The 15,606-nt window shown below is 70.0% G+C and carries 17 protein-coding genes; 9 read left to right on the top strand and 8 right to left on the bottom strand.

Going from position 1 to position 15,606, the window contains the following annotated elements; genetic code table 11:
- Nucleotides 1-164 precede the first annotated feature (164 nt).
- Nucleotides 165-2,300, bottom strand: a complete 2,136-nt coding sequence (gene uvrB / locus AB0C66_RS09885; RefSeq protein ID WP_362435184.1) for an excinuclease ABC subunit UvrB — start codon at nt 2,298-2,300, stop codon at nt 165-167.
- A gap of 99 nt (nt 2,301-2,399) precedes the next feature.
- On the opposite strand from uvrB, the gene AB0C66_RS09880 reads away from it, so the two are divergent.
- The 5 genes from AB0C66_RS09880 to AB0C66_RS09860 all read left to right on the top strand — a co-directional run bounded on the left by AB0C66_RS09880 (nt 2,400) and on the right by AB0C66_RS09860 (nt 6,107).
- Entirely contained in the window at nt 2,400-2,600 is a 201-nt protein-coding gene (locus AB0C66_RS09880; RefSeq protein ID WP_362435181.1) for a DUF4177 domain-containing protein, read from the top strand.
- Between the two features lie 114 nt (nt 2,601-2,714).
- On the top strand, nt 2,715-3,596 hold the full coding sequence (locus AB0C66_RS09875) for a glycerophosphodiester phosphodiesterase family protein (protein ID WP_362435178.1): 882 nt from the start codon (nt 2,715-2,717) through the stop codon (nt 3,594-3,596).
- 204 nt (nt 3,597-3,800) lie between these two features.
- Nucleotides 3,801-4,316: a methylated-DNA--[protein]-cysteine S-methyltransferase gene (locus AB0C66_RS09870; protein ID WP_362435637.1), complete on the top strand. Its 516-nt coding sequence runs from the start codon at nt 3,801-3,803 to the stop codon at nt 4,314-4,316.
- 392 nt (nt 4,317-4,708) lie between these two features.
- Nucleotides 4,709-5,362 (top strand): DUF4360 domain-containing protein, encoded by a 654-nt coding sequence (locus AB0C66_RS09865; protein WP_362435175.1) that lies wholly within the window; start codon nt 4,709-4,711, stop codon nt 5,360-5,362.
- 82 nt (nt 5,363-5,444) lie between these two features.
- A complete protein-coding gene (locus AB0C66_RS09860) occupies nt 5,445-6,107 on the top strand; it encodes a DUF4360 domain-containing protein (RefSeq protein ID WP_362435172.1) in 663 nt (220 codons plus the stop codon).
- Between the two features lie 37 nt (nt 6,108-6,144).
- On the opposite strand, the gene AB0C66_RS09855 is transcribed toward AB0C66_RS09860, so the two are convergent.
- Nucleotides 6,145-6,792: a uridine kinase gene (locus AB0C66_RS09855; RefSeq protein ID WP_362435169.1), complete on the bottom strand. Its 648-nt coding sequence runs from the start codon at nt 6,790-6,792 to the stop codon at nt 6,145-6,147.
- Nucleotides 6,793-6,936: 144 nt separating this feature from the next.
- Here AB0C66_RS09855 and AB0C66_RS09850 point away from each other — a divergent pair, with 144 nt between their 5' ends.
- Nucleotides 6,937-7,482, top strand: coding sequence for a DUF1697 domain-containing protein (locus tag AB0C66_RS09850; RefSeq protein WP_362435166.1), 546 nt, complete (start codon nt 6,937-6,939; stop codon nt 7,480-7,482).
- A 21-nt stretch (nt 7,483-7,503) separates the two neighbouring features.
- Here the strand turns inward: AB0C66_RS09850 and AB0C66_RS09845 are convergent, their stop codons facing one another.
- Nucleotides 7,504-7,998 (bottom strand): type II toxin-antitoxin system PemK/MazF family toxin, encoded by a 495-nt coding sequence (locus tag AB0C66_RS09845; RefSeq protein ID WP_362435163.1) that lies wholly within the window; start codon nt 7,996-7,998, stop codon nt 7,504-7,506.
- Nucleotides 7,999-8,088: 90 nt separating this feature from the next.
- Between AB0C66_RS09845 and AB0C66_RS09840 the strand changes: the two genes are divergently transcribed.
- Nucleotides 8,089-9,291 (top strand): aromatic acid exporter family protein, encoded by a 1,203-nt coding sequence (locus tag AB0C66_RS09840; RefSeq protein WP_362435635.1) that lies wholly within the window; start codon nt 8,089-8,091, stop codon nt 9,289-9,291.
- A 27-nt stretch (nt 9,292-9,318) separates the two neighbouring features.
- On the opposite strand, the gene AB0C66_RS09835 is transcribed toward AB0C66_RS09840, so the two are convergent.
- Nucleotides 9,319-10,527, bottom strand: coding sequence for an ADP-ribosylglycohydrolase family protein (locus AB0C66_RS09835; RefSeq protein WP_362435160.1), 1,209 nt, complete (start codon nt 10,525-10,527; stop codon nt 9,319-9,321).
- Nucleotides 10,528-10,649: 122 nt separating this feature from the next.
- Between AB0C66_RS09835 and AB0C66_RS09830 the strand changes: the two genes are divergently transcribed.
- Nucleotides 10,650-10,976, top strand: coding sequence for a DUF6343 family protein (locus tag AB0C66_RS09830; protein ID WP_362435157.1), 327 nt, complete (start codon nt 10,650-10,652; stop codon nt 10,974-10,976).
- 36 nt (nt 10,977-11,012) lie between these two features.
- Here AB0C66_RS09830 and AB0C66_RS09825 read toward each other — a convergent pair whose 3' ends face one another.
- From AB0C66_RS09825 to AB0C66_RS09815, 3 genes are all read right to left on the bottom strand, one after another.
- Complete coding sequence (locus tag AB0C66_RS09825; protein WP_362435154.1) at nt 11,013-11,405, bottom strand: tetratricopeptide repeat protein; 393 nt, start codon at nt 11,403-11,405, stop codon at nt 11,013-11,015.
- A gap of 122 nt (nt 11,406-11,527) precedes the next feature.
- The gene (gene coaE / locus AB0C66_RS09820; RefSeq protein ID WP_362435151.1) at nt 11,528-12,130 is read right to left on the bottom strand and encodes a dephospho-CoA kinase; all 603 of its coding nucleotides are present in this window, start codon (nt 12,128-12,130) and stop codon (nt 11,528-11,530) included.
- Nucleotides 12,131-12,154: 24 nt separating this feature from the next.
- Nucleotides 12,155-13,099 (bottom strand): PAC2 family protein, encoded by a 945-nt coding sequence (locus AB0C66_RS09815; RefSeq protein WP_362435148.1) that lies wholly within the window; start codon nt 13,097-13,099, stop codon nt 12,155-12,157.
- Between the two features lie 324 nt (nt 13,100-13,423).
- Between AB0C66_RS09815 and AB0C66_RS09810 the strand changes: the two genes are divergently transcribed.
- On the top strand, nt 13,424-13,915 hold the full coding sequence (locus AB0C66_RS09810) for a hypothetical protein (RefSeq protein WP_362435145.1): 492 nt from the start codon (nt 13,424-13,426) through the stop codon (nt 13,913-13,915).
- Between the two features lie 146 nt (nt 13,916-14,061).
- Here the strand turns inward: AB0C66_RS09810 and rpsA are convergent, their stop codons facing one another.
- A complete protein-coding gene (gene rpsA / locus AB0C66_RS09805) occupies nt 14,062-15,573 on the bottom strand; it encodes a 30S ribosomal protein S1 (RefSeq protein ID WP_362435143.1) in 1,512 nt (503 codons plus the stop codon).
- Nucleotides 15,574-15,606: the final 33 nt, after the last annotated feature.

The raw sequence follows: 15,606 nt of genomic DNA, 5'->3' as shown, positions 1-15,606 counted from the left end.
CTTGCGAAAACCCTATGCACTGGTGGCTGGACTCCAGCCGGGCGGGCGGCTTTTGTGTCGTTCTTGCAACACAGCCGGGCACGGCCGGAGACGCGGCACCTGGCGGGGGCACCCCGGAGGTGCGGTGTGCCCCGGAGGTGCGGTGTGCCCCGGAGCCGGGCGGATCAGGAGAGCCCGGCCTCCTTCATCTGCCGCAGCTCCTTCTTCAACTCCCCCACCTCGTCCCGCAGCCGGGCCGCCACCTCGAACTGGAGCTCCGCCGCCGCGGCCCGCATCCGCTCGGTCATCTCCTCGATCAGCTCGGCCAGTTCGGCGGCCGGACGGTCGGTCAGTGCCCCGTCCTTGCCCGCGGCCGCCTTGCCGCCCTTCCGGCCCGCCTTCTGCGACCCCAGGGCGGGCACCGGAGCCTTGCCCTTGCCCTGGTCCGCCTGGCGGTAGCCGGTGCCCAGCAGTTCCTTGGTGTCGATCTCCTCGCGGGCCAGGGTGGCCACGATGTCGCCGATCCGCTTGCGCAGCGGCTGCGGGTCGATACCGCGCTCGGTGTTGTACGCGATCTGCTTCTCGCGGCGGCGGTTGGTCTCCTCGATGGCCTTCTCCATCGCCGGGGTGACCTTGTCGGCGTACATATGGACCTGGCCGGAGACATTGCGCGCCGCGCGGCCGATGGTCTGGATCAGCGAGGTACCGGAGCGCAGGAAGCCCTCCTTGTCGGCGTCGAGGATGGCGACCAGCGACACCTCGGGCAGGTCCAGGCCCTCCCGCAGCAGGTTGATGCCGACCAGCACGTCGTACTCGCCGGCGCGCAGCTCGCGCAGCAGCTCCACCCGGCGCAGCGTGTCCACGTCGCTGTGCAGATACCGCACCTGGATGCCCAGTTCGAGCATGTAGTCGGTGAGGTCCTCGGCCATCTTCTTGGTGAGGGTGGTGACGAGGACGCGCTCGTCCTTCTCGGTGCGGGTGCGGATCTCATGGATGAGGTCGTCGATCTGGCCGTCGGTGGGCTTGACGACGACCTCGGGGTCGACGAGGCCGGTCGGCCGGATGATCTGCTCCACGAAGCCGTCGCCGCGCGACAGCTCGTAGCTGCCGGGGGTGGCCGAGAGGTAGACGGTCTGGCCGATCCGCTCCTGGAACTCCTCCCACTTCAGCGGGCGGTTGTCGAGCGCGGAGGGCAGCCGGAAGCCATGGTCGACCAGGGTCCGCTTACGGGAGGCGTCGCCCTCGTACATCGCGCCGATCTGCGGCACGGTGACATGGGACTCGTCGATGACGAGGAGGAAGTCCTCGGGGAAGTAGTCGAGGAGCGTATTGGGCGCGGAGCCGGGCTCGCGGTCGTCGAAGTGCATCGAGTAGTTCTCGATACCGGAGCAGGAGCCGATCTGGCGCATCATCTCGATGTCGTAGGTGGTGCGCATCCGCAGCCGCTGGGCCTCCAGCATCTTGCCCTGCTTCTCCAGCTCGGCGAGGCGGCTCTCGAGCTCGCGCTCGATGCCGTTGACCGCCTTCTCCATCCGCTCGGGACCGGCCACATAGTGGCTGGCCGGGAAGACGTACAGCTCCTGGTCGTCGCTGATGACCTCGCCGGTGAGCGGGTGGAGGGTGGACAGCGCCTCGATCTCGTCGCCGAACATCTCGATCCGGACCGCGAGCTCCTCGTAGACCGGGAAGATCTCCACGGTGTCGCCGCGGACCCGGAAGGTGCCCCGGGTGAACGCCAGGTCATTGCGTGTGTACTGGATGTCGACGAAGCGGCGCAGCATCTGGTCGCGGTCGATCTCCTGGCCGACCTTGAGCGGCACCATGCGGTCCACGTACTCCTGTGGCGTGCCGAGGCCGTAGATGCAGGAGACGGAGGCGACGACCACCACATCGCGCCGGGTGAGCAGCGAATTGGTGGCGGAGTGGCGCAGCCGCTCCACCTCCTCGTTGATCGAGGAGTCCTTCTCGATGTAGGTGTCCGACTGCGGAACGTACGCCTCGGGCTGGTAGTAGTCGTAGTACGAGACGAAGTACTCCACCGCGTTGTTCGGCAGGAGCTCGCGGAACTCATTGGCGAGCTGGGCGGCCAGTGTCTTGTTCGGCGCCATGACGAGCGTCGGCCGCTGGAGCTTCTCGATCATCCACGCGGTGGTGGCGGACTTGCCGGTGCCGGTCGCGCCGAGGAGCACGACATCCTTCTCACCGGCCCGGATGCGCCGCTCGAGGTCGGCGATGGCCGTGGGCTGGTCACCACTGGGCTGGTACGGGCTGACGACCTCGAAAGGCGCCACCTTGCGTTCGATCTGGGTTACGGGCCGCATGTCCCCCACGGTACGACTCGCCACTGACAACGCCGGGCCCATGGCCCCCGGCGGCCGCCCCGTAGCCTGGCCCGAAACCCGGAACGAAGGGAATCGATCATGTACGAGTACAAGGTGATCCAGATCCGTGAGGGTCTGCTCGGCGGCAAGATGTCCGCGGACAAGGTCGAGGATCTGCTGAACAAGTACGCGGCCGACGGCTGGCAGGTGAAGGCCATAACGAGCGCCGATGTGAAGGGCCGGGTCGGACCGGGCGCGGTGGAGGGGCTGCTCGTGACGTTCGAACGCCCCCGGAGGTGACTCGGACGGCGCCGGCCGTTTCCCCCGTCCGATACCTATCCCCGGGTGCGGCGCGTCTGGGACCCTCTGGCCGTTCGCGAGCGAATCGCGAGTCACACGACGCGAGGAGTCCGTATGCAGATCCGTCCCGCCGCCGCGTTAACCGGCGCGCTCCTGGGTATGTCCGCGCTCTTCCTCCTCCCCGTGACCACGGCGGAGGCCACCGGCCATCCGCACCACCACACGGTCACCGTGGCGCATCGGGGCGCCTCCGCCTACGCCCCCGAGAACACCCTCTCCGCCGTCGACGCGGCCGATGAACTCGGCATCGACTGGGTGGAGAACGACGTCCAGCGCACCAAGGACGGCGAGCTGGTCATCATGCACGACACCACGCTCGACCGGACCACGAATGTCGAGGAGGTCTTCCCGGACCGCGCGCCCTGGAAGATCTCCGACTTCACCCTCGACGAGATCGATAAGCTGGACGCCGGAAGCTGGTTCGGCCCCGAGTTCGCGGGGGAGACCGTGCCCACCCTCGAGGAGTACATGGACCGGGTTTCGGACAACCACCAGAAGCTCCTCATGGAGCTCAAGGCCCCGGAGCTCTATCCCGGCATCGAGCGCCAGACCCTGCGGGAGCTGCGACGGGAGGGCTGGCTCAACGGCAAGCACCGGCACCGGCTGATCATCCAGAGCTTCAACGCGACCGCCATGCGCACGGTGCACCGGCTGCGGCCGGATGTCACGACCGGCTATCTGGGCACCCCCGCCGTCGCCGACCTCCCGCAGTTCGCGGACTTCGCCGACCAGATCAATCCGAGCTACCGGACCATCGACGCCGGGTACGTGGCCGCGGTCCACGCGGTGCGCGGTGTGCACGGACGTCCGCTGGAGGTCTTCACCTGGACCGTGAACGACGGTCCGGCGGCGGTCTCGGTCGCGCGGATGGGGGTGGACGGCATCATCACCAACAAACCCGATGTGGTCCGGGACGCCCTGGACGACATCGACTGACCGTTCCGTGTGCGGGCCCCTGACGGCCCTGTGCGGGGGAGCGCCCCGGTGGCCGTCGGCCGCCGGGGCGCTGTCGGTGCCCCCGCCTACGCTGGAACCGTGACGATCGCAGAGCGGCAGGACCCCGAGCGGGACACCCCGGGGCAGCGGACCACCGAGCGGGACGCCCCGGCGCGGCCGGAGGCGCGCGCCTGGTCCTGGGAGGTGCGGGACACCCCCATCGGCCCGCTGCTGCTCGCCGCCACCGACGAGGGGCTGGCCCTGGTGGTCTTCCACGCCGATGAGAAGACGGCGGCCGGGGCGGTCGCCCGGCTCACCCGCCGGCTGGGCGGCGGCCCCGCGCCCGCACCGCACCGCACGGCGACGCTCACCGAGACGGCCCGGCAGCTGGAGGGCTATTTCGCGGGCGGGCTCCGGGAGTTCACCGTCCCGCTGGACTGGTCGCTGACCACCGGCTTCAACCGCCGGGTGCTGCGCGAGCTGGCCGACGGCGTTCCGTACGGCACGGTGGTGGGCTATCAGGACCTCGCGGACCGGGTCGGCGAACCGGGTGGCGCCCGTGCCGTGGGCACGGCCATGGGCAGCAATCCGCTGCCGGTCGTGGTCGCGTGCCACCGGGTGGTGGAGAGCGGCGGCGGTATCGGTGGCTTCGGTGGCGGTCTGGAGACCAAGCGCGCCCTTCTGGCGCTGGAAGGCGTTCTCCCGCAGCCGCTGTTCTGAATCGTTCTTCTCCGGTCGGCCTCTTCGCAGGTGCGGCGGACCGGAAAATATCTTGTCCAGGAAATACCCCGTTCCACTTGTCGTGGATGCCGCCCGCCCTTATCTTAGGAGCGCTCGCGGACCCGCACCGGGCAAGAATGCGTCGGACGCATATTACTGACGCCCATTGCCCTGGCATTCTGCCAGCCGCTGGGCACCCTCTCGTAGCTGTTCCGCTCAACAGCTCTTCCGCACCGCGCTCTTCGTACCGCGCTCTTCGTACGGCGTTCTCGTACCGCGTTGTCCGTACCGCGTTCTGCCGCTCTCCCCGAAACAACCGCGCGTTCCTTCACCGCTCAACCATGCCCCACCACGTTCCACCACGTCCCCATCACTGATCGAATTGGAGTGCCATGTCCGGTGTACTGCTCGCCGGTGGCGCGGCCGTCGCGTTATTCGCCTCGGCCCTTTCCACCCAAGGTGTTTCCCCGGCCCCCGATGCGCCACCGCAAAAGATCCAGGTGGATGTCAGGACCGTGAACGGATCGGGCTGCCCGAAAGGGACCGCGGCCGTCGCGGTGGCGAACGACAACACGGCGTTCACCGTCAGCTACAGCCGCTATCTCGCCCAGGTCGGACCCGACGCGGACCCCATCGACATCCGCAAGAACTGCCAGCTCAACCTGGATGTGCATATCCCGCAGGGGTTCACCTACGCCATCGCCCAGGTCGACTACCGCGGCTATGCCTCGCTGCAAAGGGGCGCCCACGGCACCGAGAAGGCGAGTTACTACTTCCAGGGCTCGGCCGACACCGCCTCGCGGACCCATGAGTTCGGCGGCCCGTACCGCGACAACTGGCAGACCACGGACGCCACCGACTACAGCGCGCTGGTCTGGGCACCTTGCGGCCAGGACCGGAATCTGAACATCAACACCGAACTCCGGGTGAGCGCCGGGTCCTCGGCCGCGGACAGCACCAGCTTCATGGCCATGGACTCCACCGACGGTGGCGTCAACACCGTTTACCACCTCGCCTGGAAGGAATGCCCTTCCATCTCCCGGTAGGGCGGAAACCCCGCAGCCACGACGGCATCGGACCCCACCCGGATTACCGCCGCCGTCAAGCCCGATGATTGAATGGAGAATCATGCCCGCTGTTCTGTACACAGGCGGTATGATCGCGGCGTTATTCGCCTCGACAATGACCTCCCAGGGTTCCGCTCAACCGCCGTTCGACACGGTACCGCCCGACAAGATCGTGATCACCGTGGCCACCGTCAACGGCTCGGGCTGTCCGGCGGGTACGGCGGCGGTAGCCGTATCCGAGGACAATACGGCGTTCACCGTCACCTACAGCGACTATCTCGCCCAGGTGGGCAAGGGCGCCAAGCCGACGGACTACCGGAAGAACTGTCAGCTGAGCCTGGTCACCCATGTTCCGCAGGGATTCAGCTACGCGATAGCCAGCGTGGACTACCGCGGTTACGCGCATCTGGAAAAGGGTGCGTCCAGCGTGGAGAAAGCCTCGTACTACTTCCAGGGGCAGTCGCAGACCACGTCCAACGCCCATGATTTCAACGGGCCGTACGACGACAACTGGCAGACCACCGACACCGCCGATATCGCCACCGTGGTGTGGTCGCCCTGTGGTGAACTCCGGAACTTCAACATCAACACGGAGCTACGCGTCAACGCGGGTACCTCCAACACCCGTGACACCACCAGTTTCATGACGATGGACTCCACCGACGGCGATGTGAGCACCACCTATCACTTCGCCTGGAAGGAGTGCCCGGAGAAGAAGAAGTAGAGCCAACTGTCGCACCAACGCCGCCCGGGGGCGAGGGTCATGCCTCCGGGCGGCGCCATGCCGGATGCCGGGGGTCGTCCACCCGCACCACGACATCCGCCGTCTCGCCCGGCCGCACCTCGTCCTCGTAGCGCGCGTAGGCGGGCAGCGTCCACCGCTGGTCCTCGTCGGTACGGCGGGCGAGGGCGGGCGGGGACAGCCGCAGATGCACCGACAGGTCGAACGGGAACCAGTGGCCCAGCAGCAGCGCGCCGTGCAGCAACAGCACACCGCCCGGCGGCAGTTCGGCGTACGGGGAGCGGGTGGCCCGGTCGGTCACCGGGTCCCACAGATCGGGGAGCACCCGGCCGGTCGCGTCCGGACCGCCCTCCAGCGGGGCGAAGACCTCGCGCCACAGCGCCCCGGTGTCGAGCCACTGGTCGTAGTACGCGTCCGGGTCGTGCCGTCCGTACTCCAGACGCAGTGAGGCGAGCCGCCAGAACCCCGCCGCGGCGATCACCAACACCGGGCGGCCGCGCAGCCGCAGGCCCTCCGCCAGTGCCCCGGCCAGCGCTCCGGGGTCCGCCGCCGGGGCGCCGTCGACCGCCACCCTGAGCCGGCGGCCGCCGTCCGCCGCGGTGAGCCCGGCGATCCGGTCGGCGGTCGCGTCGGTCAGCCGTTCCCAGGTGATCGCTTCCAGCCGCACGCCCCCATCATGCCCCCGGCCCGGACCGGCCCGGACCGGCCCGGGGCCCGCTGTCGGACCCGGGCCGTACGATCGGAGCGTCCGGTCCCCGCGCGGTCGACCCTGCGCGGAGGACAGAGGCCGGTGCACGAGGAGAGTACGGCCATGGCATCCCAGATCGCGCTGCTCCGCGGCATCAATGTGGGCGGCAACAAGAGGTTCCCGACGGCCCGGCAGCGCGAGCTGATGGCCGATCTCGGGTTCAAGGACGTCACCGTCCACCTCCAGACCGGCAATATCGTCTTCGCCGACCCCGGCACCCCGCCCGAGGAGACGGCCCGCGTCCTGGAGGAGCGCTTCGCCGCCGACCTCGGCTTCTCCGTACCGGTGATGGTCCGCACCCGGGACGAGCTGGCCGCCGCCGTGGCGGCCAATCCCTATCCCGGTGCCACCGCCGAGCCCAAGACCCTGCACCTGGTCTTCCTCTCGGAGGTGCCGGCGGACACCGCGCCACTGGACGCCCTGGACCTGGCCGGTTACGCCCCCGACAGCTTCCGGCTGGTGGAGCGCGAGATCTATCTGCACTGCCCGGACGGGATAGGCCGCTCCAAACTGGCCGCGAAGATCACCGGAATCCGGCTCGGCGTACTGGCGACCGCCCGCAACTGGAACACCGTGACCAAGCTGCTGGCCCTCGCCGACGCGGGCTGAGGCGGAGCCCTCGAGCCCCGGTCAGCTCCAGCCGTAGCGCTGCCGCAGCCGCGCCACCACCCGGTCGAAGCGCGGCCGGTCCAGCGCGCACGCCTCACGGCGCATCCCCTCCGGATGCACCCGCAGCACCCGGTCCAGATCCACCCATGAGGCACGCCCGGCCCGGTCCCACGGCCCGGAGCCGATCGCCACCCACTCGCGGTCGTCGTCATGCCGCTTGCTGGAGAGCTGGACGGCCAGCAGGGTGCCGCCCCGCTCCCGCGCCACCACCAGCACCGGGCGGTCCTTGCCGCGCCCGTCGTTCTCCTCGTAGGGCACCCAGGTCCAGACGACCTCCCCGGGGTCCGGATCCCCGTCCGGGTCCGGTGCGTACTCCGTGCGCACCCGGCCGACCTGGCGCGGCCGTGCTTCGACCGTGGCGGCGGGGCCGGTGCTCCCCGGCAGGGCGGCGCCGTCGCTCTCCTCGGCCGCGCGGGTTCCGTCCGTGGCGTGATTCCGATGGAATGGCCTGATCATCCCCACACGTTAGCCCGTCCGCGAGACCGGATGTCATGCGAGGTCCCCGCGGGTGGAAGGGGCAGTAACGTGCCAGAAGCTCTCGACCCGATGGCGGACCTCGTCAAACGGCGCAGCAACCCGGTCGTCGTGCAGACCCTGCGGTCCGCGGCGGCCGCGACCATCGCCTATGTCGTCGCGCTGGAGATCAGCAGCGAACCCGCCCCGCTGACCGCACCGCTCACCGCCCTGCTGGTCGTCCAGGTCACCCTGTACGCGACCCTCACCACCGGGATCCGCAGGGTCAACGCGGTGGTGGTGGGCGTGGTGATCGCCATCGCCTTCAGCGCGCTGGTGGGGCTGTCCTGGTGGAGCCTGGGGCTGATCATCCTGGCCTCGCTGACGGCGGGCCACTTCGTACGGGTCAGCGAGTTCGTGCCCGAGGTCGCGATCAGCGCGATGCTCGTCCTCGGTGTGACCCAGGTGACCAACACCGCCTGGGACCGGGTGCTGGAGACGCTGATCGGCGCCGTGGTCGGACTGCTCTTCAACTTCCTGCTCGCACCGCCGGTGTGGGTGGAGACGGCGGGCAAGTCCATCGAGGACCTGGCCCGGCGGATGCGTCAGCTGCTGCTGCACATGGCCGAGGAGCTCGGCAGCCACACCCCGGTGGAACGCGCCGCCGCCCGGCTCCACGAGGCCCGCCGCCTCGACCACGACATCGCCCAGGTGGACGGGGCGCTGCGGCAGGCGGAGGACAGCGTCCGGCTCAACCCCCGCGTCAAGGAGGGGCTGCTGCACCGGGTGGTGCTGCGCACCGGACTGGACACCCTGGAAATCTGCACGGTAGTCCTGCGGGTGCTGACCCGCACCCTCACCGACCTGGCCAAGGAGCGCACCGAGGAACCGCTCTTCCCGCCGGACGTGGCCGAGGAGCTGTACGAACTCTTCGTCCATATGGCCTCGGCCGTCGAGGCGTTCGCGGTGCTGGTCACCAGCCCGGTCAGCGCCAACGCCGAGGAGGCCGAATCCCGGCTGGCGAACGAGCTGGCCAAGGCGCACACCAGCCGGAACCATGTCGCCCGGACCCTGCTGCGCCGCGTCCAGGAGCACCCCCAGCAGTGGCAGCTGCACGGCGCGCTGCTCGCGGAGGCCGATCGCATCCTCGCCGAGCTGGACATGGAGCAGCGCTCCAAGCGGCTGATGGAGGAGCTGGACCGCAGCGCCCGGGAGAAGCATGAACGCTTCCCCCTCCTCGCCAAGGCACAGCGGCGGTTCCGCCGCGGCCGCGCGGAGCGCAGGACGGCGGGCTGAGCGGGGGAACCGGCGGCGGGCGGCGGGTCAGCCGACCGGGTAGCGGTCCCGGGGGAAGACCAGGTCCTCGTAGGGCTCGTAGAGCTCGACCGAGCGGTGGAACTCGAAGGCCATGTCGTCGGCGAGTTCGGCGATGACGGCGCGGCCCTCGATCCGGGACAGCCAGGACGGCGGGAGCCGGTGGTCGCCGTGGTGGGCGCCGAGGAGGTTGCCGCAGACGGAGCCGGTGGAGTCGCTGTCGCCGGAGTGGTTCACCGACAGCAGCAGGGCGGCCTGGAGCGGAGTGCGCGGCGGCATCGGGTCGTAGCTGATCAGCCCGCCGGGGCCGTAGGAGATCTGCTGGTCCGGGGTCCGGGCCAGGGCGCAGTACACCCCGATGGCGAGGGCCTCCTCGGCGATCCAGCCGCCGCCCAGCGATTCGGTCTTCTCCGGGGTCGGATCGCCCTCGGCCGCCAGGTCGACCGCCCTCCGCAGGGCGGCGGTGGTCTCCTCATGGCGCGGATAGCGGGTCAGCAGTTCCAGGGTGCGCAGGGCGGCGCCCTCGAGGGATTCGCCCTCGAGCAGGCACGCGATCATCGCGGCCAGGGCGCCCGCGGCGTAGTAGCCGGTGGGGTGGCCATGGGTGATCTGGGCGCAGCGGGCGGCGAGTTCGAAGGAGCCGGTGGGGTCCAGGCCGACCAGTCCGAAGGGGGCCGAGCGCATCACGGTGCCGCAGCCCTTGGAGCCGGGGTTCACCGGACCGGGGCGGCCGTCGACCGGATCGTGCGGGGAGGGGATGTGCTCCTGTGTCAGTCCGGAGAGGCACGCGTTACCGGGCGCGCGGCGGGCGTACAGCCAGGGCTGGTGGCGCAGCCAGCCGGAGCGCACCGGGTCGTACGCGTCCCGGGCGGGCGGCGGCGCGGGGTGGTTCTGGGTGTCCAGCCAGCGCAGATAGGCGTTGCGGACGAGGGCGGTCTCGGCGCCTGTGATGCCCTTGGACATGGCCCTGGCATGCGCGCGTATCAGGCCCTCGCCGGTGAACAGCGTCATCTGGGTGTCGTCGGTGACCAGGCCCACGGCGCCGGTGCCGTCCGGCAGGAGGGTGGTGACCCCCGCGACCCCATGGGTCTCGCGGATCGCCCGCAGGGAGAGGAACTCCACCGGGTTGCCCAGGGCGTCGCCGATCGCGCCGCCCAGCAGACAGCCGCGGATACGGGCCCGCCGGGCCGCCGATTCATCCCATGACTGGCGGATCACTGGCGGCTCCTCCTGCGGTGCGGTGTGCGCTCACGGACATGATCGCAGGTCTCCGCGCCGGACCGGGCGGCGTTAGATTCGAAGAGAGGGAAGAAGAGAAGGAAGCAGGGAGGTGCTGGGCCATGTCGATGCGCTTCATCCGGACGGGCGATGAGCCTCTGCACGCGCGCAGTCCCCTGCGGATGCGGCTCTGGCTCGCGGCGTGGGGGCTGCTCTGGACGCTGGGAGGCACGGTGGCCTTCGCGGTCGCCGGGCGGCCCGGCTGGGCGGCCGCCTGCGCGGTGCTGGCCGCCATCACCCTCACCGATCTTGTCCTGGTCATCCGGCATATCCGGCAGGGGCCGCACTACCAGCCCGGCCGTGACGTACCGCCGTACGCCCCGGTCAGGGGGCGCGGCCGGTGGACGGCCGGGAACCACGGACGGGGTGCGCGGGGCCACCGGGGGTGAGCCCCTTCCGGGGCGGCCCCGATGAGCCCCTGACCGCTACTCCCCCCGCTCCTCCCGCTTGTCCTCGCGCTCGCCGAACCGCGCCGCCTCGACGAAGTCCGGGCGCGGGTCCAGCGCCGCCGCCAGCCGGAAGTGGCGGGTGGCCTCGTCCGGCCGGTTGGCCCGCTCCAGGGTGCGGGCCAGCGCGAAGTGGGCGAAGGCATTGTCCGGCTCGCGCTCCAGCACCAACTGGAACTCCAGCTCCGCCGAGCGCAGCTGGGCCGCGCCGAAGAAGGCGCGGGCACGCAGCAACCGGGCGGCGGTGTTCTCCGGGTGGGCGGTGATCACCGAGTCGAGCAGCTTGACGGCGCCGCGCGGATCGCGGGCGGCGAGCAGCTGCTCCGCGGCGCGGAAGTCGATGACATGGGTCTCGGGCGTGGGCTGGGGCACGGCTGGTTCCTTCCCCGGGCACGGCCAACGATGATCGGCCGCGGCGAAACGGCAATCAGTACGGGCGGCACAACAACCGCCCCGCCTACCTCATTCCCCGCCCGGCCCCCGGCCAGACCCGATCAGCTCCCGGCCGCCCGCTCCATCAGCTCGGTCCAGACCTCGCGGACCCGTGGCTCCAGGGCCTCCAGCGGTCCGTCGTTGTCGATGACCACATCGGCGACGGCCAGCCGCTCGGCGCGGGTGGCCTGCGCCGCCATCCGGGCCCGCGCCTCCTCCTCGGCCATCCCGCGCAGCCGGACGAGCCGGTCGAGCTGGGTCTCGGGCGAGGCGTCCACGACCACCACCACGTCGAAGAGCGGTGCGAGCCCGTTCTCGGCGAGCAGCGGAACGTCATGGACCACCACGGCGCCGGATCCGGCGGCCGCCTCGAGCTCGGCGGAGCGGTCACGGACCAGTGGGTGCACGATCGCGTTCAGGGCGCGCAGCCGCTCGGGATCTCCGAAGACGATCCCGCCCAGTTTGGGCCGGTCCAGAACGCCGTCGGGGGTGAGCACCTCGGGCCCGAACTCCGCGACGACCGCGGCGAGTCCAGGTGTCCCCGGCTCCACCACCTCACGAGCGATCCGATCCGAGTCGATCAGCACCGCTCCGTACGAGGACAGAATTCGTGACACTTCGCTCTTGCCCGCGCCGATCCCGCCCGTGAGCCCCAGCTTCAGCATGGAGTCACGCTATACGGGCCGCGGTCAGCCGCCGCCCTCGCCCTCCCGTTCGGCGAGGAAGCGCTCGAACTCGGCGCCCAGCTCCTCCGCGGAGGGCAGCTCGGCCGGTTCGGCGACCAGACTGCCGCGGGTCTCCGCCCCGGCCACCGCGTCGTACTGGTGCTCAAGCCCCCGTACCAGCGCGACCAGTTCCTCGTCGCCCTCCGAGATCTGCCGCTCGATCTCCTCCTGCGCCTTCAGCGCCTCGGTGCGCAGTGCGTGGGCGGCGCCCGGCAGCACCAGACCGGTGGCCGCGGTGACCGTCTCGAGCGCGGTGAGCGCCGCGTCCGGATAGGCGGAACGGGCCAGGTAGTGCGGGACATGCGCGGCGACGCCGAGCACGTCGTGGCCCGCCTCGATCAGCCGGTACTCGATGAGCGCCGAGGCACTTCCGGGCACCTGGGCCTCGTCGAAGAGCCCGCGGTGGCCGGGCGTCAGATCGGTGCGGTTGCCGTGCGGGGTGATCCCGACCGGGCGGGTGTGCGGAACGCCCATGGGGATGCCGTGGAAGTTCACCGCGAGGCGCACTCCGAGCCGCTCCACCAGCTGCCGCACGGCCGCCGCGAACCGCTCCCACTCCACGTCCGGTTCGGGGCCGGTGAGCAGCAGGAAGGGCGCCGCAGTGGCATCGCGCACCAGATAGAGCTCGATGGCCGGGGTCTCGTAGTCGGTCCAGCGGTCGCGCTGGAAGGTCAACAGGGGGCGCCGGGCCCGGTAGTCGACCAGCCGGTCGTGGTCGAAACGGGCGACGACCTGGTGCGGCAGCCCGTCCAGCAGCCGCTGGACGATCTGGTCACCGGTCTCCCCGGCGTCGATATAGCCGTCGAAGTGGTAGAGCAGAACCAGCCCGGCCGAGTCTCTGGAGGCGATCGCGTCGACCTCCGCGAGCCCGCTCGACTCCCATGCGTACAAATCCTGCGGATCCAGCACTATGACCGCTCCTCCTTGTGTTCCACACCCAAGAACACCGAACGGGGGCGGGGGCATTCCCGGCCTGGTCCGAACTTCGCTCGCGGCCACTGCCGTTGTGGTCCGCCGTGGTCCGTAGTGGTCCCACCGGCCAATTTCGGTCGCGTACATGCCAGGCAGGGTTGACGCCCCGGTACGCGGACCCTATCTTCGCGAGCCGTCAGCCGTTCGCTATGTCGTCCAATGTTCACTTATCAGAACCTGAACCATGCCTCTCGCGTATATCGGCTCCCCCGTTCGCCCGGCACGCGTCCCCAAGGCCACGGCAGGAAGGCAGCCCTCCCCATGCAGCCACACGGCCCCTCCCGGTTACGCACTCTGACCAGCGCCTGCGCCGCCGCCGTGCTCGCCACGGGCACATTGGTCGCCGCGGGCTCGATCCCACAGGAGGAGGCCGCGGTCACGGCCACGCCGATTGCGGTCTCGGACGCCGATGGACTCAGGAACGCCCTGGCCACCGCCCGGCCCGGCGATACGATCCGGCTCTCCGACGGGACCTACCGCGGCAGCTTCGAGATCACCGCGTCCGGCACCTCCGGCTCACGGATCACCCTCACCGGCTCCCCCAGGGCCGTTCTCACCACCCGGGACGGCTACGGTCTGCGGCTGAACGGGGCCTCGTACTGGACGGTCGAGGGGATCACGGTCAGCGGCGGCCGGGAGGGCATCAAGATCGACAGCGCGGAGAGCGTCACCGTGGACGCGGTGTCGGGCTCGGTCTCGGTCTCGGTCGGCGACCGGCGCCACTCACGAGCCGATGGACCCGGCCGGGCGTGAGCCGAGTCCTGCTGCCGCTGTGCGGGCATGCGTAAGGCCCGCTCCCCCAGGGGGAACGGGCCTTACGTGACATTCAGGCGATCGAGCCCGGGCCGTCAGCCGGTGCGGTCGGTGGCGGATCCGCCGCCGACCGCCTCAGCCGATGGTCAGCTCTGGCCGCCGGCCAGCTTCTCGCGGAGCGCGGCCAGGGCCTCGTCCGAAGCGAGGGCGCCGGAGTTGTCGGCCGACTCCGAGGAGTACGAACCGCCGCCGCCGCCACCGGAGGCCTGCCCGCCCGGCGCCGGAGCGGCGGCGCCGGCCTCGGCGGCAGCCTGCTCGTCGGCCTCGCGGGACTTGATGACCTGCGCCTGGTGCTGCTCGAAGCGCTGCTGCGCCTCGGCGTACTGGGTCTCCCACGCCTCGCGCTGGGTCTCGAAGCCCTCGAGCCAGTCGTTGGTCTCGGGGTCGAAGCCCTCGGGGTAGATGTAGTTGCCCTGGTCGTCGTAGGACGCGGCCATGCCGTACAGGGTCGGGTCGAACTCGACCACGGACGGGTCGGCACCGAACGCCTCGTTGGCCTGCTTCAGCGAGAGGCTGATGCGACGGCGCTCGAGGTCGATGTCGATGACCTTGACGAAGATCTCGTCGTTGACCTGGACGACCTGCTCCGGGATCTCCACGTGGCGCTCGGCCAGCTCGGAGATGTGGACCAGGCCCTCGATGCCCTCGTCCACGCGGACGAACGCACCGAACGGAACGAGCTTGGTGACCTTACCCGGGACGACCTGACCGATCTGGTGGGTCCGGGCGAACTGCTGCCACGGGTCTTCCTGGGTCGCCTTGAGCGACAGGGAGACGCGCTCGCGGTCCATGTCGACGTCCAGGACCTCGACCGTGACCTCCTGGCCGACCTCGACAACCTCGGACGGGTGGTCGATGTGCTTCCAGGACAGCTCGGAGACGTGGACCAGACCATCGACGCCACCCAGGTCCACGAAGGCACCGAAGTTGACGATGGAGGAGACGACGCCGGAGCGCACCTGCCCCTTCTGGAGGGTGGTGAGGAAGGTCTGACGGACCTCGCTCTGGGTCTGCTCCAGCCAGGCACGGCGGGACAGGACCACGTTGTTGCGGTTCTTGTCCAGCTCGATGATCTTGGCCTCGAGCTCCTTGCCCACGTAGGGCTGGAGGTCGCGAACACGGCGCATCTCCACCAGGGAGGCGGGGAGGAAGCCGCGGAGGCCGATGTCGAGGATGAGACCACCCTTGACGACCTCGATGACGGTACCGGTGACGATCCCGTCCTCTTCCTTGATCTTCTCGATGGTGCCCCAAGCGCGCTCGTACTGGGCGCGCTTCTTCGAGAGGATCAGGCGGCCTTCCTTGTCCTCCTTCTGGAGAACCAGGGCCTCGATCTCGTCGCCGACGGCCACGACCTCATTGGGGTCGACGTCGTGCTTGATCGAAAGCTCGCGAGAAGGAATGACGCCTTCGGTCTTGTAACCAATGTCGAGCAGGACCTCGTCCCGGTCGACCTTCACGATGACGCCGTCGACGATGTCGCCGTCGTTGAAGTACTTGATCGTCTCGTCGATCGCGGCGAGGAAGGCTTCCTCGGAACCGATGTCGTTGACCGCCACCTGCGGGGTGGTGCGGGTTGCCTCGGTGCTGCTCGTCATGTGGGAATGGGCTCCGGTACGGACATTGAAGTC

It is taken from the genome of Streptomyces sp. NPDC048636 (assembly GCF_040650655.1).
Classification (GTDB): domain Bacteria; phylum Actinomycetota; class Actinomycetes; order Streptomycetales; family Streptomycetaceae; genus Streptomyces.
Note: the sequence above shows the minus strand (reverse complement) of the source record. Positions and strands in the feature narration are given on the sequence as shown.